Source organism: Pseudomonas sp. PMCC200344, from assembly GCF_030053095.1.
Classification (GTDB): domain Bacteria; phylum Pseudomonadota; class Gammaproteobacteria; order Pseudomonadales; family Pseudomonadaceae; genus Aquipseudomonas; species Aquipseudomonas svalbardensis.
This window is the reverse complement of sequence record NZ_CP125618.1, coordinates 5,644,691-5,664,848: the sequence shown is the minus strand read 5'-3', so window position 1 is coordinate 5,664,848 and position 20,158 is coordinate 5,644,691. Positions and strand designations below refer to the sequence as shown.

Genomic DNA, 20,158 nt, shown 5'->3' with positions numbered 1-20,158 from the left:
GTGACGGTTTCGGTACAGCCCTGATGACACTTTGTACCGCTTCTGACACAACGTGTGACGGGTCGGTCTCGCCAGCATTGCAATGCGCGTCGCGCTGGAGGATGCTCGGCTCACGCAATTTTGCTTCGTGTAGCAGCTGCCGAAGGCTGCGTCCGAGTGCGAAGCGCTCGCCTCGTTTTCGGCAATGCATACGGGACACAGGTTTACGACTGCTTCGCAGCCGGACGCAGCCTTCGGCAGCTGCTACACGGAAAAGCGGACCAGACTCTGCGGGGAGAACAATAAGAAATGCACGACAACCATTTGAGTCGCCATGCCCAGCAAGTCCTGACCGTCACTCAGGGAAAATCCCACCTGCACGGCCCCGGCAGCGATCCGTCGATTGCCCGTTCCTGGCTGCGTTGTCTTGAGGACTATCACCTCGACCCGGCCCTGACCATGGCGCCGACGGTGCTGGAACATGGCCGCGTCCTGGAAAGCCGCGAGCGCTTGCAGCAAGTGCTGCACATCGCCGGCAGCGAAATGACCAGCCTTCATCAGCAACTCTCCGGTGCCGGCCACGCTGTCCTGCTGACCGACGCCCGCGGCGTGATCCTCAATTGCGTCACCGCGCCTGCCGAGCGGAAGATTTTCGAACGCGCCGGCCTCTGGCTCGGTGCGGACTGGAGCGAAGCGTGCGAAGGCACCAACGGCATCGGCACCTGCCTGGTGGAGCGCCAGTCGCTGACCATTCACCAGGATGAACACTTTCGCGGCCGCCACACGGGCCTGACGTGCTCGGCGAGCCCGGTGTTCGACCCGCATGGCGAACTGCTGGCGGTGCTCGACGTGTCCTCGGCGCGCCACGAGGTCTCGCGTCAGAGCCAATTCCACACCATGGCCCTGGTCAATCTTTCGGCGAAGATGATCGAGAGCTGCTATTTCCTGCGCTATTTCGACAATCAGTGGTTGCTGCGTTTTCACCTTCAGGCCGAATCCGTCGGGTTGTTCAGCGAAGGGTTACTGGCGTTTGACGGGGAAGGGCGGATCAGTGCGGTCAACCAGAGTGCGCTGAACCTGTTGGGGCATATTCGCGGTGGGCTGCTGGGCAAGCCGGTGGAGGCGTTTTTTGACTGCTCGCTGGATGAATTGCTCGGCCGCGCAAGCGTCAATGCCAGCGCCAGCTGGCCGTTGCGCACGCGCGACGGGCGGAGTCTGTTTGCGGTGTTGCGCGGGCAGCCACGCAGCATTCCGGTGCCGGTGGTGCAAAGTCCGGTGATCGCCGAGCCTTCGCGCTTGTCGGGCATTTGTCTGGGTGACACGGGGTTGCAGGAAGACTTCCGCAAATCCTTGCGCGTGTTCGAGCGGGACGTACCGCTACTGATCAACGGCGAAACCGGATCCGGCAAGGAAGCGTTTGCCAAAGCCGTCCACCAGGCCAGCCGGCGAGCAGAAAAAGCCTTCGTCGCCCTCAACTGCGCAGCCATCCCCGAGAGCCTGATCGAGAGCGAGCTGTTTGGCTATCGCGGCGGCAGCTTTACCGGGGCGCGTAAGGAAGGCATGCGCGGCAAGTTGCAGCAGGCCGATGGCGGGACTCTGTTCCTCGATGAAATCGGCGACATGCCCCTGGCTTTGCAGACCCGGCTGTTAAGGGTGCTGGAAGATCGTCAGGTGGTGCCGATCGGCGGCGAGCCGGAATCGGTCAATGTGCGGATCATCAGCGCCACTCACCGCAATCTGCTGGAGCGGGTGCAGGACGGCAGCTTCCGCGAGGATTTGTATTACCGGCTCAACGGGCTGGAAGTTGCACTGCCGGCGCTGCGTGATCGCAGTGATAAATCCCAATTGCTCGACTTTTTGCTGGCCGAAGAGGCGGGTGGGGAAACCGTATTGATTGACGGTCCGGCACGCCAGGCGTTGCTGGCCTTCGCCTGGCCGGGGAACGTGCGGCAGTTGCGCAATGTGCTGCGCACGCTGGCGGCGCTGTGTGATGGCGGGCGGATAGGGCTGGAGGATTTGCCGGTGATGATTCGTCAGGCCCGACCGGTTCCGGTTGTTGCCGTTGAAGAGCCGTCGGACTATCCGCTGGATGACGCTGAGCGGCTGGCGTTGCTGAATGCGCTGGAGCAGACACGTTGGCATATGACTCATACAGCGGAACAGTTGGGCGTCAGTCGTAACACCCTTTATAGAAAATTGCGTAAACATGGAATTGAGCGGTAGACCGTTAGATCCAGCCCTCACCCTAACCCTCTCCCGGAGGGAGAGGGGACTGATCGAGGTGTTCTTGGAGGTACATCGACCTGAAATGACGAGCCGAGCTCAGGTTGCGAAAACCATGGAGATCTGCTCCCTTTCCCCCTCTCCCCTGTGGGGCGGTCCGACGTTTCGGGAGGGCTGGGGTGAAGGGTGGATCTCAAGCCATCAGCTAAAGAGTGCGAATTTTCCCACCCTACGCTAACCTGCGGCCATGTTTTACGAGGTCGACTAATGCACATTCACATTCTTGGTATCTGCGGCACTTTCATGGGGTCGATGGCTGTTCTGGCCAAAGAGCTGGGCCATCACGTGACGGGCTCCGATGCCAACGTCTATCCGCCGATGAGCACTCAGCTTGAGGCTCAGGGCATTGAGTTGACCCAAGGCTATGACCCGGCGCAGTTCGATCCGGCACCGGATCTGGTGGTGATCGGCAATGCCATGTCCCGCGGCAACCCGGCTGTCGAATACGTGCTGAACAAAGGCCTGCCGTACGTCTCCGGCCCGCAATGGCTGTCAGATCATGTGCTGCAAGGTCGCTGGGTGCTGGCCGTCGCCGGTACCCACGGCAAAACCACCACCAGCAGCATGCTCGCCTGGGTGCTGGAACATGCGGGCATGAGCCCGGGTTTCCTGATCGGCGGCGTGCCGCAAAACTTCTCGGTGTCCGCTCGCTTGGGCGACACGCCGTTCTTCGTGATCGAAGCCGACGAGTACGACAGCGCGTTCTTCGACAAGCGCTCCAAGTTCGTTCACTACCGCCCGCGCACGGCGATCCTGAACAACCTGGAATACGATCACGCCGACATCTTCCCCGATCTGCCAGCCATCGAGCGGCAATTCCACCATTTGGTGCGGACTATCCCGAGCGAAGGCCTGGTGATCCATCCGACCACCGAGCCTGCATTGCAGCGAGTGATCGAGATGGGCTGCTGGACCCCGGTGCAAACCACCGGTGCCGGCGGTCAGTGGCAGGTCAAACTGCACAGCGAAGACGGTTCGAAATTCGAAGTGATGTTCGAAGGTGTTGCCCAAGGTGTGGTCGAGTGGGACATGACCGGCCAACACAACGTCGCCAACGCGCTGGCCACGTTGGCTGCGGCGCGTCACGTCGGTGTTGTGCCGTCTATGGGCATCGCTGCTCTTAGCGCATTCAAAAGCGTCAAACGCCGGATGGAGAAAGTCGCGGAGGTCCGTGGCATTACCATCTACGACGACTTCGCCCACCACCCGACGGCTATTGCGACGACCCTCGACGGCCTGCGCAAGCGCATCGGCGATGCACCGTTGATTGCGATCATCGAGCCGCGCTCCAACTCTATGAAACTCGGTGCTCATCGCGACGGCTTGCCGGAAAGCGTGATCGATGCCGATCAGGTGATCTGGTATGCGCCGGCCAACCTCGGTTGGGATCTGGGGGCGACTGCTGCGTTGTGTACGGTGCCGTCGATCGTCAGCGATTCGCTGGAAGGCATCATCGAGCGCGTGAAGAGCCAGGCCCAGCCCGGCACTCACGTGGTGATCATGAGCAACGGCGGCTTCGGCGGCCTGCACGGCAAACTCGCCGAGGCGCTGCAATGAACAACGGCCCGGAACGCATCACGCTGGCGATGACCGGCGCTTCCGGCGCCCAATATGGTTTGCGCCTGCTTGACTGCCTGATTCGTGAAGACCGCGAGGTGCACTTCATGATCTCCAAGGCTGCGCAACTGGTGATGGCCACCGAGACTGACGTTACGTTGCCGCCGAAAACCCAGATGATGCAGGCCTTCCTCACCGAATACACCGGGGCTGCCGCCGGACAGATTCGGGTGTACGGCAAGGAAGACTGGATGTCGCCAGTAGCCTCGGGCTCCGGCGCGCCAGCGGCGATGGTGGTGGTGCCGTGTTCCACCGGGACCTTGTCGGCTATTGCGACGGGGGCCTGCAACAACCTGATCGAGCGTGCCGCCGACGTCACCTTGAAGGAACGTCGTCAGCTGATTCTGGTGCCGCGTGAGACGCCGTATTCGAGTATCCATCTGGAGAACATGCTCAAGTTGTCGAACATGGGCGTGACGATTTTGCCGGCGTCGCCCGGTTTTTATCATCAGCCGCAAACCATCGACGACTTGATCGATTTCGTCGTGGCGCGAATTCTCAATCTGCTGAATATTCCCCAGGACATGCTGCCGCGTTGGGGCGAACACCATCTGACCAGCGATGAATAAGCTGCTGGCGATGGTGCTGGCGCTGCAATTGGCTGGCTGCGCCACGGCGCGAACGCTTGATGCCGCCAAGCCAGGGGCGCCAGTGGTGTACTCGGGGACGCGTCTGGATTTGTATGCCATGAACGGCGGCTGCTGCGCCATGGACCGCTTCGGCGCCGAAGCCCCGAGCTACCCCGGTGTCGACCTGCCGGCCAGTGCGTTGCTCGACACGCTGCTGTTGCCGCTGTCGGTGCTCACGGTGATCGGGGTAAGTTTTCAGGCAACGGGCGGGTTGTAGCGTTCGGCTCTGAGTGGGGGGCGCACCCTTCGCGAACAAGCCCGCACACACATTAGATCTTCAGCAGACACAAATTATGTGACACCGCCGATCAAATGTGGGAGCGGGCTTGGTCCGGGCGGCGATCCGACGAAGGCGTCATTTCAGGCGCAGCATTATTTGCCCAACTTCCTCAATTCATCCGACTCCACAATCCGTACCCCATCCTGCTCTTCGAGCGCCAGTCGCCACATGGCGCGGGCCAGTTGGCAGGCTTCGATGCCGCGGTATTTACCGGGGATCAAGCGGGACAAAGGCCCAACGAATTGCTCAGCCATACGCGGTTCCATACGCTCGCCTAGCAGCAGCGAAGGTCGGCAAATGGTCAGTTGCGGCCAGTCCTGCGCGCGCAATGCATATTCCATCTCGCCTTTGACCCGGTTGTAGAAAATAGGGGACCTGCGATCAGCCCCCAGTGCACTGATCACGATCAGGTGCCGTGCGCCCAGCTCCCGTGCACGTTTGGCGAACGCCACTACCATGTCCAGGTCCACCGCGCGAAACGCCTGTTCCGAGCCGGCTTTCTTGATGGTGGTGCCCAGGCAGCAGTAGGCGATGTCGACGCGACCATTCAATTGCGGCAGAAACACCGCAGGGTCGCCGACCGGGTTTTCCAGATGGGGATGCTCGGCCAATGGCCGGCGTGAGGGCGCCAATACTCGTGAGATCGTGGGCTCATTGAGCAGGCGATCAAGTAAATGTTCACCGGTCAAACCGGTAGCTCCGGCAAGCAGTACGTGCTGAGGCGTCAAGTACATAGTGTTTCCCCCTTGATACTATTCAGCTTAGTTGCTCTTTGCGTCCTTGCTGCTGACGGAGACACTTTGTAGTGCTTTTCGTGCCTGCTGTTTGCGTAACAGCTGCCAGTGAGAGAGAACGGTTTTCGGCGCCCAGATCTGCGGTTCAGAGGCTTCGAAGCTGTCCGCCAGTTCACGTTCGGCGACGGTGGCCTTCGCCAGTTTGAAGGCTTGCTCCAGGTCGTCGGTCTGGTTCAGTGCCTGGGCGAACAGCGCATCGCCGAAGTAGGTGAAGTTGGCTTCTTCCGAGCAACCGAAGGACACGCGGTCAGCGCGCGAGGCGGTCATGATCAGGGTGCGTTCATCTTTGAGGGCGGGAATGAAGCCACCGGAGTAGCAGGACGAAATCACGATGATCTTGTCGCGGTTTTTCAGCGGAGAGAGAACTGCGGCAAGTTCATCGGCCGGTAGATCGGACAGTTCCATGCGCGGCTGGTCGAGCACCAGTTCGTGTTCGCTGGTGCCGTGGCTGGTCAGGTAGATGAAGATCAAGTCTTCCGGGCCACTGCGTTCGGCCAGGGCGGCGGCGGCGCGGCGCAGGTTTTCCCGGGTGGCCATCGGCCGGTCGACGAGGTGGTCGCGATGGTTCACCAGGCGGATCTGGCCAAACGCACCAAAGCGACTGCTGAGCATGTTGCTGACGTAATCGGATTCGCGCAGGAACACGCTTTGCTTGCCGTCACCACCCAGGGTCAAGGTGTACAACTCGACTGCGGGGGTCGAAGCCGGCACGTTGGACAGTGCATCGTCGAGCAAACGGCCCTGGGCCAGCAAACCGAGTTCCAGGCTGTCGGGCAGCAGCTTGCCATCGGCATCGCGAACACGCTGGCCATTGACCCACGTACCGTTTTGCACCGTGCCGTCAGTCAGCACCAGGGTGCCGTGCCCCGAGTAACTGTCACCGTCGAACTGGCCGATGTAGAAGCTGCCGTCTGACAGGTTCAATCGACCTTGGCCGGTGAAGCGCCAGTCGCTGAACTGGCCGATGTAATGGCTACCGTCGGCACCGATCAGCTCGCCCTTGCCGTTCAGCGATCCTTCCTTGAATTGACCGAGCCAGACATCACCGTCGGCGTTCTCGTAGCGGCCCTTGCCGTGCAGTTGGTTGTTTTTGAAGCCGCCGATATAGATATCGCCATCGGCGCTGTTGAAAGTCCCGTTGCCTTCGAGCTGACCGTCGACGAAATGCCCGGTGAACTGATTGCCGCTGGCGTCGCCCCGTTGGCCTTCGCCGTTGGGTTTGCCGTGGGCGAACTGGCCCTGATACGAGCTGCCGTCTTCGAGTTCGAGACGACCGAGCCCTGAATATTGATCGGCCTTGAATTCACCGCGGTAGGTCATACCGTTTTCTTTGAGGGTGCCTTCGCCGTCCCGTCGACCGGCTTTGAAACCGCCGGTGAAGCTGCTGCCGCTGGTGGTCAGTGTGCCCTTGCCGTCGAACAGCCCTAGATTGAATCCCCCGCGATAGACTTCGCCGTTACTGCCGTGCCATTCGCCCTGGCCATGCCATTGGCCCTTGTCGAAGTCGCCGGCGTACCAGCTGCCGTTCGGGTAATCGATACGGCCCTGGCCTTGCAGCAATCCGTTGACCAGTTCACCGCGATAGCGTCCGCCGTCCGGCAAGCGGGCGTCGGGGGGCAACAGCGATTCGCCGTCGCCGCAAGCGGTGAGCAACAGGGTCAGAGCGAGGAGTGCAAGTGGGCGCATAGCGGGATCCGGGCAATTAGGCGACCGAGTATGCCGCAGCTGTTTGACCTTATATAGCCAGGAAACAGGAGAGGGCGCGAAACAGCGTGAGCTGCTTCGCATCCGGGATGGGTTACACGAAGCAGAGAGACAGTGGCTCGGCGATGTAGGCCGGTTTGTCCGAGCCTTCAATCTCAAGCGTGGCGGTGGCCTTGAGCAGCCATTGGCCGGGTTTCTTCTCGATGACTTCGTTCATGTCGACCTTGAGTCGTACCCGGGAATTGACCTTCACTGGCTGGATGAAACGCACGGTATCCAGACCGTAGTTGACCACCATCTTCGCCCCTTCAGGGAGGATCAGGATGTCTTCCATCAGTTTGGGGATCAGCGACAGCGACAGGAAACCGTGTGCAATGGTGCTGCCAAATGGCGTTTGCGCGGCTTTGACCGGGTCGACGTGGATGAACTGATAGTCCCCTGTGGCTTCGGCGAACAGGTTGATGCGCTCCTGATCGATGGTGAGCCATTCGGAACGTCCGAGTTCCTTGCCGACATAATCTTTGAGCTCTGCAACTGGAACATAGGGCATTGAGACTCTCCTTGGGTTCATCGGTTTTATAGTTTTGAGGTGGGGGGATTTGACCTCCCGGATTACCACTTTAGATCAACATGGCAAATGGCTCCGGTCAACTGACCATGATTTTGGCGAATGCCGGTCTATAGCGTTGGCGTGCTTATAATGCTCGGCCCGCTTGTGCGGGATGATATTGGCGGGAGATGACGGATGTTGTTACGTGGCCTGACCTGGCTGGTGCTGTTCCAATTGCTGGGCACAGCCATCAACCACTTGTTTTTACCGGTGCTGCCGGGGCCGATTGTCGGCCTGCTGTTGCTGTTGGTATTCCTGATCAGCCGTGGCCAGGTCGGCGAACCGCTGAACCTCGCGGCCAGCAGTCTGCTGCGTTACCTGCCGTTGCTGCTGGTGCCGCCAGCCGTAGGTGTGATGGTTTACGCTAAAGACATTGCCGCAGATTTCTGGGCCATCGTCGGTGCGCTGGTGTTGTCCCTGTTGCTGTCCCTGGCCTTCGCTGGCGTGCTGATGCAGCGCATGGTCAAGCGTCACGCTCATCGTGAGGACGGCCAATGATCTTCGACTGGCACGGCGCCTGGGCGTCGGTGATTCATCATCCGTTGTTCGGCATCGGCATTACGCTGGGTGCTTATCAGCTGGTGCTGGCGGCGTACGAGAAAACCCGCTGGATCTTTCTGCAACCGGTGCTGGTCTCGATGCTGCTGGTGATCGGCGTATTGGTGGGTTGCGGCCTGACCTATGCCGAGTACCGCAAGAGCACCGAGATCCTCAGCATCCTGCTCGGGCCTGCGACCGTTGCGCTGGCTGTGCCGCTGTACCTCAATCTGCGACGCATTCGGCAGTTGTTCTGGCCGATATTTACTACGCTGGTGATAGGTGGCGTCGTCGCCACCGGCATGGGCGTATTGCTGGGCTGGTCGTTTGGTGCCGAACATATGATCCTGATGACCATGGCGCCGAAGTCGGTGACGTCGCCGATTGCCATGCTGGTGGCAGAGCAGATCGGTGGCGTCGCGGCGCTGGCGGCAGTGTTCGTGTTGATTACCGGGGTGATCGGGGCGATCTTCGGGCCGAGTCTTTTGACCAGGCTGGGTGTGCACAGTCCTGAGGCGCGCGGTATGGCACTGGGCATGACGGCGCACGCGGTAGGCACTGCGGTGGCAATGCAGGAAAGTGAAGAATGCGGCGCCTTCGCGGCGCTGGCGATGAGTCTGATGGGCGTGGCCACGGCAGTTTTCCTGCCGTTGGCGGTGTCGATGGTGGTGTAAGGAAATGTCTATGAGCTTGCCGCTTTTTCCGCTGAACACGGTGTTGTTTCCTGGCTGCATCCTCGACTTGCAGATTTTCGAGGCGCGCTACCTGGACATGATCAGTCGCTGCATGAAACAGGGCGGCGGCTTCGGCGTGGTGTGCATCCTCGACGGCGAAGAAGTCGGCATCGCCCCGGCGGGCTACGCGCTGGTCGGATGCGAGGCGCTGATCACTGATTTCAAACAGCAGGACAATGGCTTGCTGGGCATTCGGGTGCAGGGCGGGCGGCGCTTCCACGTGTTGCGCACCGAGGTTCAGCGCGATCAGCTGACCGTCGCCGAGGTCGAGTGGTTGGAGGACGAACCTGAGCAACCGCTGCAGGACGAGGACGCCGACTTGGTTGCACTGCTCAAAGCCTTGGCCGAACACCCAATGGTCGAAGCATTGAACATGGGCACCGAAGCAACCGGGCAGCAGTCGTTGGCCAATCAGTTGGCGTATCTGTTGCCGTTTGCCGAACTGGACAAGATCGACCTGCTGCAACTCGATGATCCGCAGCAGCGACTGGATGCGATTCAGGCGCTGCTGGATGAGTTGCAAGGTGAGTTGTTTGCCTGATCAGTAGGCATACCGCAACATCGCATGCGGTAAGTGCCGCAACGCAAAGAACCCGAACAGCGCTACCATCGCCGGCAACACCAGCCACCAGACCTTCGGTGGCATGGCGTTGAGCGGCGCCGGGCGCTGACTCAGCCACAAGCTCGCGGCACACACGCACGCCGCCAGTATGGCGCCGGCCAGCACATCCGTTGGCCAGTGCGCGCCCAGGTACACCCGGGACAGGGCAATCGCCAGCGCGGGCAAGCAACCCAATAGCAGCCAGGTCAGACGCATGCGCGGTGGTTGCCCGCGACCAGCCAGCACGGCCAGCGTCAGAAACAGCGCAAAAGAGCCCGAGGCGTGGCCGCTGGGCATGCTGTAGCTGGTCAGAGGGTCGCTCAACACTTCCGGGCGTACGCGGGCGAAAAAGTGTTTGGTCACGGTGTTGCCCAGCGCGGTGCACAGCAGGGTGCTACCGGCGAAAATCGCCTGGCGCCATTGCCGGGTGAGCAACAGCAAACCCGTTAACAGGGCGCTGAACAACAGCATGTTGCGAAACTCGCCGATCAACGTGAACGTCACCGCCACTTCATCGAGCATCGGGCTGCGGTGCTCCTGCACCAGAGTCATCACACCCTGATCGAGGGCTGTCAGGTGCGGATAGCCGATAAACAGTCCCGCCAGAATCAGAAAGCTCATTCCGGTAATCAGCATCGTCGCTTTGCGATGACGGCGCATGCTGCTGGTGATGCTCAAGCCCAGCATGAGGGCGATGCTGCCGGCGACGATTCCGGCCTCAGGCCAGAATCCCTCCGGCAGCGGCAAGCGAATTGCCGCCCCCGTGGCCCAGCCGGGCAGCAGATAGGCAACGGTCCAACCAGCGGCGGCCAGCAGGCTGACGGCAGCGAAGCGCGGGAAGGGCATGTCGAACATCCCCGCGACCATCGGCAACATCGGCCGCAGCGGGCCGATGAAGCGCCCGACCAGCAGGCTGGCGATACCGTAGCGCTGGAAATATGCCTCGGCCCCGGCGATCCATTCCGGATGATGGCGCAATCCTGGCAGGCGCCGGATGTTCTGATGGAAATGTCGCCCGAGGAAGTACGAAATGATGTCGCCCAGCACACCGCCGAGGAACCCCAGCAACAGCGTTTCGCCCAGCGACAGCGCACCGCTGCCGGCCAGTACCGCCACGGCAAATAGAAGCACCGTGCCGGGCACGATCAGCCCGGCAATCGCCAGGCATTCAACGCAAGCCACTATGAACACTGCCGCGGCCAACCACTGCGGATTGACCGTCAACCAACCGGTCACGCTATCGAGCCATGGGCCCATAAAAACAACTCCCTCTTATTAATTGACCCCCGCAGGAGTTGTATTCACAGCAAAAAATAATCGCGACCTTCGACCTGCCCCCGTCGCAGCGGGTTGCGCGTGCAATACGGCGCGTAAGCCGCATCGACGAAGCGGTACATCAAATGCTCGTCGCGGCCGTGGGGAATGCCCAGGCGCGTGGTTTGTATGATGTGAACGGGCGCCGGGCCGACATCTTCCACCAGCAGCACTTCATGGTCGAAGCGCTTGGCGTCCCAGACCGGCACCTTCAGGCCCAACGCTTTGCAGAGCAAAGTCTGTCCGGCGCAAAGCTTTTGCGAGGGGCGAGGGCGACCCTGGGCGTCGGGATTGTTCAACAGCATCTGCGCCAGGCTCGCCGGCCCGCTCAAGTCATCGACCCACGGATAGGCGGATTTGATCAGCACAGCATTGCCCGGACCCTGGGCGCTGAAGTTCAGGGAATCGCCGCCCCGGGCGTAATACATATAGATGTGGCCGCCATCCAGAAACAAAGCCTTACGTTTTTCTGTGTAGCCGAGGGAGGCGTGGCTGCCTTTTTCTTCGAAGTAATAGGCTTCGGTCTCGATAATACGGGCGCTGAGCCACAGGTCGCCGACCCGGTGACGAATGACTTTGCCGAGTAAATCCCGGGCCAGCGTTTGAGCATCTCTGTCGAAAAATGCATCCCCGAGCCCCTCGGGCGGGCTCATTGCGGACGTGGGAACAGTCAGGTTGGTCATGAAGAACGGCGTTTATCAGGGCTGATTGAGTCGTGATGATAACAATTTGCAGCTTAATCACGGCTGAACGTCGGCAAATTGCCCTCCATTTCGACCATCCGCCCGTCACCGCTGTTAGTCGAGGGACGCGACAGCTATAATCTGCCGCTTTACTCTTTACCAAGACCTTAGCAAAGACCACTCCAGACCATGACTGAGTCCGTTCTTGAATACATGACCCGATTGGGTCGCGCTGCCCGCGAAGCTTCTCGCGTCATCGGCCGTGCCAGCACCGCGCAGAAAAACCGCGCCTTGCAGGCTGCTGCCAATGCGTTGGACGCCGCACGCGCCGAGCTGACGGCTGCCAATGAACTGGATTTGGCCGCTGGCCGCGCCAATGGTCTTGAGCCTGCATTGCTTGAGCGTCTGGCGCTGACCCCGGAACGCATCGACGGCATGATCGTCGGTTTGCGTCAGGTGGCGGCTCTACCGGATCCGGTCGGCGCGATCCGCGACATGAGCTTTCGGCCGTCGGGCATTCAGGTCGGCAAGATGCGCGTGCCGTTGGGCGTGATCGGGATCATCTACGAATCCCGGCCGAACGTGACCATCGATGCCGCCAGCCTGTGCCTGAAGTCCGGCAACGCGACCATCCTGCGTGGCGGCTCCGAGGCGATTCATTCCAATCGTGCCATTGCCGCCTGCATCCAGCGCGGTCTGGCTGAAGCCGATTTGCCTGCCGCCGTGGTGCAAGTGGTCGAAACCACTGACCGTGCCGCCGTTGGCGCACTGATCACCATGCCTGAATACGTCGACGTTATCGTGCCCCGTGGCGGCCGTGGCCTGATCGAGCGCGTGAGTCGTGACGCCCGCGTGCCGGTTATCAAGCATCTGGACGGCATCTGTCACGTTTACGTCAGTGCTCACGCCGACCTGCCGAAAGCCCAGCGCATCGCGTTCAATGCCAAGACTTACCGCTATGGTATTTGCGGCGCCATGGAAACCCTGCTGGTCGACCAGGCAGTCGCCAAGGATTTCCTGCCGTCGATGGCTGCACAGTTCCGCGAAAAAGGCGTCGAACTGCGCGGCTGCGAACGCACCCGGACGATCATCGATGCGGTGGCGGCCACTGAAGAAGACTGGAACACCGAGTACCTGGCGCCCATTCTCTCGATCCGTGTGGTCGACGGACTGGACCAGGCCATCGAACACATTAACAAGTACGGCTCCCATCACACCGATTCGATCGTCAGCGAAAACCTTGCTGACACCCGACGTTTCGTCGCGGAAGTCGATTCGTCGTCGGTAATGATCAACACCCCGACGTGCTTCGCCGATGGATTCGAATACGGATTGGGTGCCGAGATTGGCATTTCTACTGATAAGCTGCACGCCCGCGGCCCGGTGGGTCTTGAAGGTCTGACCTGCGAGAAGTACATCGTGGTCGGTGATGGCCAGTTGCGCGGCCAGGCGTCGGACTGACTTGGGCGACCTCGACCTGTCAGCCCCGGTAACCGCCAGCGAGCCTGCGCCTCGACGCATTGGCATGCTGGGCGGAACCTTCGACCCAGTGCACATCGGCCATTTGCGCAGTGCGCTGGAAGTCGCCGAATCGCTGGCGCTCGATGAGCTGCGTCTGACACCCAGTGCCAGACCGCCTCATCGCGGTACGCCGCAGGTGTCGGCGAAAGACCGTCTGGCGATGGTCGAGTGCGCGGTGGCCGGTGTGGCGCCGTTGGTGGTGGACGCCCGCGAATTGCAGCGGGACAAACCGTCCTACACTATCGACACCCTGGAACTGATGCGCGCCGAACTGGCCGCCGAAGACCAGGTTTTTCTACTTTTGGGCTGGGACGCATTTTGCGGCCTGCCCACTTGGCACCGCTGGGAAGAGTTGCTCCAGCATTGCCACATCCTGGTGCTGCAACGCCCGGATGCCGACAGCGAACCGCCGGATGCCTTGCGCAATCTGTTGGCGGCACGCTCGGTGAGCGACCCGCTGGCCCTCAAAGGGCCGAGCGGACAGATTGCATTCGTCTGGCAGACACCGCTCGCGGTATCCGCCACCCAGATCCGTCAACTGCTGGCCAGCGGTAAGTCGGTACGTTTCCTGGTGCCCGACGCGGTCCTGGCCTACATCGATGCGCACGGTCTCTACCGTGCGTCGAACTGAAAAAGGGCGCGCTTCAAAACACGTGAACGCGTGTACCGAAGCGCCCGAACATACGAGCAAAACGAGTTTTATATGACGAACAAAGACGTAACTAAAGTAAAGCGCAAAGGCACGTTCAAGAGCGCCCCGCTGCCAGTAGAAGTTCCAACCGGCCCTGAGCTGCGCGGCGAAGAGCTGGTCAAGGTTGCCGTAGCGGCCCTGGAAGATGTCAAGGGCCAGGACATTCAGGTAATCGACGTTCGTGAAAAGCAGAGCATCACTGACTTCATGATCATCGCTACCGGTACGTCCAACCGCCAGATCGGCGCGATGCTGGATAAGGTCCGCGAGGCGGTCAAAGCCTTGGGCGTCAAGCCGCTGGGTGAAGAAGGCAAGGGCGACAGCGACTGGGTCCTGCTGGATATGGATGATGTCATCGTGCACATGATGACTGCTTCGGCTCGTCAATTTTACGACCTGGAGCGTCTGTGGTCCGGTGCAGAACAGAGCCGTGCTCTGAACGCGGCTCACCACAGCCCGGAAAACACCCATGAGCACTTCGTCAAGCTCAACAAAGACCAGCAATAAGGGATCGCTGTGCGACTGCGACTGATCGCCGTCGGTTCACGCATGCCCAAGTGGGTGGAAGAAGGCTGGCATGAATATGCCAAGCGTCTTCCGTCCGAGCTGGCGCTGGAACTGGTGGAAATACCGCTCAACACCCGTGGCAAGAACGCCGACGTGGCGCGCTTCATCCGTCAGGAAGGCGAAGCCATGCTGGCCAAGGTCGGGCCGAACGAGCGCGTTGTGACCCTCGAAGTCCACGGCAAGCCCTGGAGCACCGAGCAGTTGGCGGTCGAGCTCGATCGCTGGCGGCTGGACTCGCGCACGGTGAATTTCATGGTCGGCGGCCCCGAAGGGCTGGCGCCGGAAGTCTGTGTCCGGGCCGATCAGCGCTGGTCGCTCTCGCCGTTGACGTTGCCGCACCCGCTGGTGCGAATCCTGATCGGCGAACAGCTGTATCGTGCCTGGACAGTCCTGTCCGGCCACCCTTACCACAAGTAGTTCTGCCCTCATGCCCCAGCCGATCCGCATCAAGGACCACGAAAAAGACGCCCGTCTGGTGCGTGGCCGCGTCGTGTTCGGGGCAATTGCGGTGGTGTTGCTGATCTGTGTGCTGATCGCGCGGCTGTATTTCCTCCAGGTGATTCAATACGAGTACCACTCGACCCTGTCGGAAAACAACCGCGTCCATGTGCAACCGATTCCGCCGACGCGCGGGTTGATCTTCGATCGCAATGGCGTGGTGGTGGCCGATAACCGGCCCAGCTTCAGCTTGAGCATGACCCGCGAACGCTCCGGCGACTGGCAGCAAGTGCTCGACGTCATTGTCGAAGTGCTGGAGCTGACGCCCGAGGACCGGGTGATCTTCGAGAAGCGCATGCGTCAGGGGCGCCGGCCGTTCGAGCCGGTGCCGATCTTGTTCGAGCTGACCGAAGAACAGATCGCCCGCATTGCGGTGAATCAGTTCCGTCTGCCGGGTGTGGAAGTGGTCGCGCAGCTGGTGCGTCACTATCCGCAGGGCCCGCACTTTGCGCACTCGGTGGGTTACATGGGGCGGATCAACGAGAAAGAGCTGAAGTCGCTCGATCCGGTCAATTACAGCGGCACCCACCACATCGGCAAGACCGGTATCGAGCGTTTCTACGAGCCCGAGCTGCACGGTCAGGTGGGTTACGAAGAAGTCGAGACCAATGCTCGAGGCCGCGTGTTGCGCGTGCTCAAGCGTACCGATCCGATTCCCGGCAAGGACATTGTCCTGAGCCTGGACATCAAATTGCAGGAAGCGGCCGAAGCTGCACTCGGCGGACGTCGTGGTGCGGTGGTCGCGCTGGATCCGAAAACCGGCGAAGTGCTGGCGATGGTCAGTGCGCCGAGTTTCGATCCGAACCTGTTCGTCACCGGCATCAGCTTCAAGGCCTATGCCGAGCTGCGCGATTCCATCGACCGGCCACTGTTCAACCGCGTGCTGCGTGGCCTCTACCCGCCGGGCTCGACCATCAAGCCGGCGGTGGCGATTGCCGGGCTGGATGCTGGTGTCGTGACTGCGTCGAGTCGGGTCTACGATCCCGGCTATTACCAGTTGCCCAACTACGATCACAAATACCGTAACTGGAACCGTACCGGTGACGGCTACGTCGATCTGGACACGGCGATCATGCGGTCCAACGACACCTACTTCTACGACCTGGCCCACAAGCTGGGGATCGATCGGTTGTCGGCTTACATGGGCAAGTTCGGCATCGGCCAGAAGGTCTCGCTGGACATGTTCGAAGAGTCACCGGGGCTGATGCCGACACGGGAATGGAAGCGTGCAACCCGACGTCAGGCCTGGTACCCGGGAGAAACACTGATTCTTGGGATTGGGCAGGGCTACATGCAGTCCACTCCGTTGCAGCTGGCCCAGGCCACAGCGCTGGTCGCGAACAAGGGTGTCTGGAACCGTCCGCACCTGGCCAAGACCGTCGAAGGCGAGCGGCCGAAGGATGAAAACCCGATGCCGGACATCATCCTGCGTGACCCGTCCGACTGGACCAAGGTCAACCACGGCATGCAACAGGTGATGCACGGTGCCCGGGGTACGGCACGCAAAGCGGCGATCGGTTCGCAATACCGCATCGCGGGCAAAAGTGGTACGGCCCAGGTCGTCGCGATCAAGCAGGGCGAGAAGTACGACCGCTCCAAGGTTCAGGAGCGCCATCGTGACCACGCCTTGTTCGTCGGCTTCGCACCAGCCGACAACCCGCAAATCGTGGTGTCGGTGATGGTCGAGAACGGCGAGTCCGGTTCCGGCGTCGCAGCGCCCGTGGTGCGTCAAATCATGGACGCCTGGCTTCTGGACCAGGACGGTCGGTTGAAGGGCGAATACGCCAGCCCTATCAGTGCGGAGGCTACGGCCCGTGAAGAGTAATTTCGATCGCATCCTCTCCAGCGAGGATGTGATGCGTCGCCGCGCGACGCTGTTGCAACGCATGCACATCGACGGTCCGTTGCTGATCCTGCTGCTGACCCTCGCCGCTGGCAGCCTGTTCGTGCTGTATTCGGCCAGCGGCAAGAGCTGGGATCTGCTGGCCAAGCAAGCCACCTCGTTCGGCATCGGCCTGGTGTCGATGATCGTCATTGCGCAGTTTGAACCGCGCTTCATGGCCCGTTGGGTGCCAGTCGGTTATGTGCTCGGCGTGCTGTTGCTGGTGGTGGTGGACGTCATGGGCCACAACGCCATGGGCGCTACGCGCTGGATCAACATTCCCGGGGTGATCCGCTTCCAGCCCTCGGAATTCATGAAGATTCTGATGCCGGCGACTATCGCCTGGTATCTGTCCAAGCGCACCTTGCCGCCGCAGCTCAAGCATGTGGGCGTCAGCCTGTTTCTGATCGGTTTGCCGTTTATCCTGATCGTGCGTCAGCCCGACCTCGGCACTTCGCTGCTGATCCTCGCCGGTGGCGCGTTCGTTCTGTTCATGGGCGGCCTGCGCTGGCGCTGGATTCTCAGCGTGATTGCCGCGGCTGTGCCAGTGGCGGTCGGCATGTGGTACTTCATCATGCATGACTACCAGAAGCAGCGAATCCTGACCTTCCTCGACCCCGAAAGCGATCCGCTGGGCACTGGCTGGAACATCATTCAATCGAAAGCCGCCATCGGTTCCGGCGGTGTGTTCGGCAAGGGTTGGTTGCTCGGTACTCAGTCGCACCTGGACTTCCTGCCGGAAAGCCACACCGACTTCATTATTGCGGTCATGGGCGAAGAATTCGGCTTGGTGGGTATTTGTGCACTGCTGCTGATTTACCTGTTGTTGATCGGCCGCGGACTGGTGATTACCGCTCAGGCCCAGACATTGTTCGGCAAATTGCTCGCGGGCAGTCTGACCATGACGTTTTTTGTTTACGTTTTCGTCAACATCGGTATGGTCAGTGGCCTGTTGCCGGTTGTGGGGGTGCCGTTGCCGTTCATTAGCTACGGAGGAACTTCGCTGGTGACGCTGCTGTCAGCGTTTGGGGTTTTGATGTCGATCCATACCCATCGTAAGTGGATCGCTCAGGTTTGAATAAGGTGAAGATTTCAATGCAAGTAATGCGTGGCTGGGCGACTCGATATGCGCCATGGGTCGGCCTGGTGAGCATCCTTGGCACAGCGCAGGATGCGTTGGCCGGCGATTACGAAGGCTCACCCCAGGTGGCCGAATTCGTCGGTGAAATGACCCGCGACTACGGTTTCGCCGGTGAACAACTGATGGGCGTGTTCCGCGAAGCCGAGCGCAAGCAGTCGATTCTGGACGCGATCTCGAAACCTGCCGAGCGGGTCAAGCAGTGGAACGAGTACCGCCCGATGTTCATCACCGACGCGCGCATCGCCCGTGGTGTGGACTTCTGGCGTCAGCACGAGGCGCTACTGGCTCGTGCCGAGCGGGAATACGGCGTGCCGGCGCAGGTTATTGTTTCGATCATCGGCGTTGAGACCTTTTTCGGCCGCAATACCGGCAATTTTCGGGTAATCGACGCCTTGTCGACCCTGGGTTTCGACTATCCTCCCCGTGCCGAATTTTTCCGCAAGGAATTGCGTGAGTTCCTGTTGCTGGCCCGGGAAGAGCAGGTCGATCCGCTGACGCTCAAAGGCTCTTACGCTGGCGCGATGGGTTTGCCGCAGTTCATGCCGAGCAGCTTTCGTGCCTATGCGGTGGACTTCGACGGTGACGGCCACATTAATATCTGGACCAATCCGGACGATGCCATTGGCAGCGTCGCCAGTTATTTCAAGCGTCACGGCTGGGTAGCCGGCGAACCGGTGGTCAGCCGCGCCGATGTGCGTGGCGATCAGGTGGACGAAGGTTTGACCACAGGCATCGAACCGACTAAAACCGTCGGGGAGTTGCGGGCGCTGGGGTGGTCAAGTCATGATGCGCTGCGCGATGATATGCCGGTCACGGCTTTCCGCCTGGAAGGTGACAATGGCCCCGAATACTGGATGGGCCTGACGAATTTTTACGCGATCACGCGTTATAACCGCAGCGTGATGTACGCCATGGCCGTACATCAACTGTCTGAACAGCTGGTCCAAGCACGGGGCGTCAAGTAATGCGGGCATTGCCTATGAATAAACCCCTGAAGCTGATGGCATTCGCCGCGTTGGCGGTGCTGGTCGCCAGTTGTTCGACCAGCCGCGCGCCGGCGCAAAAGTCTTCTCCCACCGCCGTGCGCGCAACGCCAGGCCTGGATATCAACCGCGCGCACAAGGATGGCGCGCCATGGTGGGATGTCGACGTCTCGCGCATCCCGGACGCCACGCCGACCTTGCACAGCGGTCCTTATAAAGCCAATCCGTACACCGTGCTGGGCAAGACTTACTTCCCGCAGCAGGAATCCAAGTCCTACGTCGCCTCGGGCACTGCGTCCTGGTATGGCACCAAGTTCCACGGTCAGAACACCGCCAATGGCGAGGTTTACGACCTGTACGGCATGAGTGCTGCTCACAAGACCTTGCCACTGCCAAGTTACGTTCGGGTGACCAACCTGGACAACAACAAGAGCGTAGTCCTGCGAGTCAACGACCGCGGGCCGTTCTACTCGGATCGAATCATCGACTTGTCCTACGCGGCTGCCAAGAAGCTCGGCTATGCCGAAACCGGTACCGCGCGGGTCAAGGTCGAAGGCATCGACCCGCAGCAATGGTGGGCAGCCAAAGGCCGTCCGGCGCCTTTGATGCTTAACGAGCCGCAAATCTCGCAAAATAGCGCCCCGACGATTACGGCTTCGGCCGGCACCGTCGAACAATGGACGCCACCGCCGCAGCAGCACGCCGCTGCCGTTGTGCCTGTGCCGATCGATGCAAAAAAAAACGCTTCTGTAGCAGCCTCTGGCCAGTATCTGCAGGTGGGCGCGTTCGCCAACCCGGACGCTGCAGAACTCCTGAGATCGAAGCTCAGCGGGATGGTGAGCGCTCCGGTGTTCATCAGTTCGATCGTGCGCAATCAACAGACGCTGCATCGGGTGCGCCTGGGGCCGATCGGCTCGCCGGGTGAAATCCAGCAAGTGCAGAACAGTGTGCGCCTGGCCAATCTCGGTTCGCCGAGCCTGGTCACTGCCGAGTAATACGTAGTACTTGATTGACGGTTCGCTTGCGGTTTGGGGGGTGGACCTGGTTGTTGGCTCGTTGAAGAACAAAAGCCCGGCAAGGGTCTGAGTGAACAGCTGAACACGCGATGAC

At 60.7% G+C, this 20,158-nt stretch carries 20 protein-coding genes; 15 read left to right on the top strand and 5 right to left on the bottom strand.

What is annotated here, in order from left to right; all coding sequences use genetic code 11:
• The first annotated feature begins 288 nt into the window (after positions 1-288).
• The 4 genes from QFW87_RS25975 to QFW87_RS25960 all read left to right on the top strand — a co-directional run bounded on the left by QFW87_RS25975 (position 289) and on the right by QFW87_RS25960 (position 4,725).
• Entirely contained in the window at positions 289-2,202 is a 1,914-nt protein-coding gene (locus QFW87_RS25975; protein WP_283189202.1) for a sigma-54-dependent Fis family transcriptional regulator, read from the top strand.
• A gap of 267 nt (positions 2,203-2,469) precedes the next feature.
• On the top strand, positions 2,470-3,819 hold the full coding sequence (gene mpl / locus QFW87_RS25970; RefSeq protein WP_283189201.1) for a UDP-N-acetylmuramate:L-alanyl-gamma-D-glutamyl-meso-diaminopimelate ligase: 1,350 nt from the start codon (positions 2,470-2,472) through the stop codon (positions 3,817-3,819).
• On the top strand, positions 3,816-4,448 hold the full coding sequence (ubiX, locus tag QFW87_RS25965) for a flavin prenyltransferase UbiX (RefSeq protein WP_283181811.1): 633 nt from the start codon (positions 3,816-3,818) through the stop codon (positions 4,446-4,448). The genes mpl and ubiX overlap by 4 nt, the downstream gene beginning before the upstream one ends.
• Positions 4,441-4,725, top strand: a complete 285-nt coding sequence (locus QFW87_RS25960; protein WP_283181810.1) for a YceK/YidQ family lipoprotein — start codon at positions 4,441-4,443, stop codon at positions 4,723-4,725. The genes ubiX and QFW87_RS25960 overlap by 8 nt, the downstream gene beginning before the upstream one ends.
• A gap of 155 nt (positions 4,726-4,880) precedes the next feature.
• Here QFW87_RS25960 and QFW87_RS25955 read toward each other — a convergent pair whose 3' ends face one another.
• From QFW87_RS25955 to QFW87_RS25945, 3 genes are all read right to left on the bottom strand, one after another.
• Complete coding sequence (locus tag QFW87_RS25955; RefSeq protein WP_283181809.1) at positions 4,881-5,522, bottom strand: oxidoreductase; 642 nt, start codon at positions 5,520-5,522, stop codon at positions 4,881-4,883.
• A gap of 27 nt (positions 5,523-5,549) precedes the next feature.
• The gene (locus QFW87_RS25950) at positions 5,550-7,268 is read right to left on the bottom strand and encodes a C13 family peptidase (RefSeq protein ID WP_283189200.1); all 1,719 of its coding nucleotides are present in this window, start codon (positions 7,266-7,268) and stop codon (positions 5,550-5,552) included.
• A gap of 112 nt (positions 7,269-7,380) precedes the next feature.
• Positions 7,381-7,836 carry a MaoC family dehydratase gene (locus tag QFW87_RS25945; RefSeq protein WP_123367685.1) on the bottom strand — a complete coding sequence of 152 codons (456 nt, stop codon included), beginning with the start codon at positions 7,834-7,836 and terminating at the stop codon, positions 7,381-7,383.
• A gap of 195 nt (positions 7,837-8,031) precedes the next feature.
• On the opposite strand from QFW87_RS25945, the gene QFW87_RS25940 reads away from it, so the two are divergent.
• Genes QFW87_RS25940 through QFW87_RS25930 form a run of 3 tightly spaced genes read left to right on the top strand, consistent with a single transcriptional unit; the run spans position 8,032 to position 9,708 of the window.
• A complete protein-coding gene (locus QFW87_RS25940; protein WP_129440876.1) occupies positions 8,032-8,394 on the top strand; it encodes a CidA/LrgA family protein in 363 nt (120 codons plus the stop codon).
• A complete protein-coding gene (locus tag QFW87_RS25935) occupies positions 8,391-9,107 on the top strand; it encodes an LrgB family protein (RefSeq protein WP_283181807.1) in 717 nt (238 codons plus the stop codon). The genes QFW87_RS25940 and QFW87_RS25935 overlap by 4 nt, the downstream gene beginning before the upstream one ends.
• A gap of 10 nt (positions 9,108-9,117) precedes the next feature.
• Positions 9,118-9,708: an LON peptidase substrate-binding domain-containing protein gene (locus QFW87_RS25930; protein ID WP_017341006.1), complete on the top strand. Its 591-nt coding sequence runs from the start codon at positions 9,118-9,120 to the stop codon at positions 9,706-9,708.
• On the opposite strand, the gene QFW87_RS25925 is transcribed toward QFW87_RS25930, so the two are convergent.
• Both QFW87_RS25925 and QFW87_RS25920 read right to left on the bottom strand, forming a co-directional pair.
• Positions 9,709-11,025: a bifunctional DedA family/phosphatase PAP2 family protein gene (locus tag QFW87_RS25925; RefSeq protein WP_283189199.1), complete on the bottom strand. Its 1,317-nt coding sequence runs from the start codon at positions 11,023-11,025 to the stop codon at positions 9,709-9,711.
• 44 nt (positions 11,026-11,069) lie between these two features.
• Positions 11,070-11,765 (bottom strand): DNA-3-methyladenine glycosylase, encoded by a 696-nt coding sequence (locus QFW87_RS25920; RefSeq protein WP_283181805.1) that lies wholly within the window; start codon positions 11,763-11,765, stop codon positions 11,070-11,072.
• 189 nt (positions 11,766-11,954) lie between these two features.
• Here QFW87_RS25920 and QFW87_RS25915 point away from each other — a divergent pair, with 189 nt between their 5' ends.
• The 8 genes from QFW87_RS25915 (at position 11,955) to QFW87_RS25880 (ending at position 20,043) form a co-directional block, all read left to right on the top strand.
• Positions 11,955-13,226 carry a glutamate-5-semialdehyde dehydrogenase gene (locus QFW87_RS25915; RefSeq protein ID WP_283189198.1) on the top strand — a complete coding sequence of 424 codons (1,272 nt, stop codon included), beginning with the start codon at positions 11,955-11,957 and terminating at the stop codon, positions 13,224-13,226.
• 1 nt (position 13,227) lies between these two features.
• Entirely contained in the window at positions 13,228-13,917 is a 690-nt protein-coding gene (nadD, locus tag QFW87_RS25910) for a nicotinate-nucleotide adenylyltransferase (RefSeq protein ID WP_259696405.1), read from the top strand.
• A gap of 72 nt (positions 13,918-13,989) precedes the next feature.
• On the top strand, positions 13,990-14,484 hold the full coding sequence (rsfS, locus tag QFW87_RS25905; RefSeq protein ID WP_033054148.1) for a ribosome silencing factor: 495 nt from the start codon (positions 13,990-13,992) through the stop codon (positions 14,482-14,484).
• Positions 14,485-14,493: 9 nt separating this feature from the next.
• Positions 14,494-14,961 (top strand): 23S rRNA (pseudouridine(1915)-N(3))-methyltransferase RlmH, encoded by a 468-nt coding sequence (gene rlmH, locus QFW87_RS25900; protein ID WP_283189197.1) that lies wholly within the window; start codon positions 14,494-14,496, stop codon positions 14,959-14,961.
• A 10-nt stretch (positions 14,962-14,971) separates the two neighbouring features.
• Positions 14,972-16,867: a penicillin-binding protein 2 gene (gene mrdA / locus QFW87_RS25895; protein WP_283189196.1), complete on the top strand. Its 1,896-nt coding sequence runs from the start codon at positions 14,972-14,974 to the stop codon at positions 16,865-16,867.
• A 31-nt stretch (positions 16,868-16,898) separates the two neighbouring features.
• Positions 16,899-18,002: a rod shape-determining protein RodA gene (gene rodA, locus QFW87_RS25890; RefSeq protein WP_283184636.1), complete on the top strand. Its 1,104-nt coding sequence runs from the start codon at positions 16,899-16,901 to the stop codon at positions 18,000-18,002.
• 17 nt (positions 18,003-18,019) lie between these two features.
• Positions 18,020-19,030 (top strand): lytic murein transglycosylase B, encoded by a 1,011-nt coding sequence (mltB, locus tag QFW87_RS25885; RefSeq protein WP_283181801.1) that lies wholly within the window; start codon positions 18,020-18,022, stop codon positions 19,028-19,030.
• The gene (locus QFW87_RS25880; RefSeq protein ID WP_283181800.1) at positions 19,030-20,043 is read left to right on the top strand and encodes a septal ring lytic transglycosylase RlpA family protein; all 1,014 of its coding nucleotides are present in this window, start codon (positions 19,030-19,032) and stop codon (positions 20,041-20,043) included. The genes mltB and QFW87_RS25880 overlap by 1 nt, the downstream gene beginning before the upstream one ends.
• Positions 20,044-20,158 lie beyond the last annotated feature (115 nt).

Coding starts and splice junctions, on each gene's coding strand:
- QFW87_RS25975 (WP_283189202.1), top strand. CDS start 289: ATGCACGACAACCATTTGAGTCGCCATGCCCAGCAAGTCCTGACCGTC.
- mpl (WP_283189201.1), top strand. CDS start 2,470: ATGCACATTCACATTCTTGGTATCTGCGGCACTTTCATGGGGTCGATG.
- ubiX (WP_283181811.1), top strand. CDS start 3,816: ATGAACAACGGCCCGGAACGCATCACGCTGGCGATGACCGGCGCTTCC.
- QFW87_RS25960 (WP_283181810.1), top strand. CDS start 4,441: ATGAATAAGCTGCTGGCGATGGTGCTGGCGCTGCAATTGGCTGGCTGC.
- QFW87_RS25955 (WP_283181809.1), bottom strand. CDS start 5,522: ATGTACTTGACGCCTCAGCACGTACTGCTTGCCGGAGCTACCGGTTTG.
- QFW87_RS25950 (WP_283189200.1), bottom strand. CDS start 7,268: ATGCGCCCACTTGCACTCCTCGCTCTGACCCTGTTGCTCACCGCTTGC.
- QFW87_RS25945 (WP_123367685.1), bottom strand. CDS start 7,836: ATGCCCTATGTTCCAGTTGCAGAGCTCAAAGATTATGTCGGCAAGGAA.
- QFW87_RS25940 (WP_129440876.1), top strand. CDS start 8,032: ATGTTGTTACGTGGCCTGACCTGGCTGGTGCTGTTCCAATTGCTGGGC.
- QFW87_RS25935 (WP_283181807.1), top strand. CDS start 8,391: ATGATCTTCGACTGGCACGGCGCCTGGGCGTCGGTGATTCATCATCCG.
- QFW87_RS25930 (WP_017341006.1), top strand. CDS start 9,118: ATGAGCTTGCCGCTTTTTCCGCTGAACACGGTGTTGTTTCCTGGCTGC.
- QFW87_RS25925 (WP_283189199.1), bottom strand. CDS start 11,025: ATGGGCCCATGGCTCGATAGCGTGACCGGTTGGTTGACGGTCAATCCG.
- QFW87_RS25920 (WP_283181805.1), bottom strand. CDS start 11,765: ATGACCAACCTGACTGTTCCCACGTCCGCAATGAGCCCGCCCGAGGGG.
- QFW87_RS25915 (WP_283189198.1), top strand. CDS start 11,955: ATGACTGAGTCCGTTCTTGAATACATGACCCGATTGGGTCGCGCTGCC.
- rsfS (WP_033054148.1), top strand. CDS start 13,990: ATGACGAACAAAGACGTAACTAAAGTAAAGCGCAAAGGCACGTTCAAG.
- mrdA (WP_283189196.1), top strand. CDS start 14,972: ATGCCCCAGCCGATCCGCATCAAGGACCACGAAAAAGACGCCCGTCTG.
- rodA (WP_283184636.1), top strand. CDS start 16,899: ATGCGTCGCCGCGCGACGCTGTTGCAACGCATGCACATCGACGGTCCG.
- mltB (WP_283181801.1), top strand. CDS start 18,020: ATGCAAGTAATGCGTGGCTGGGCGACTCGATATGCGCCATGGGTCGGC.
- QFW87_RS25880 (WP_283181800.1), top strand. CDS start 19,030: ATGCGGGCATTGCCTATGAATAAACCCCTGAAGCTGATGGCATTCGCC.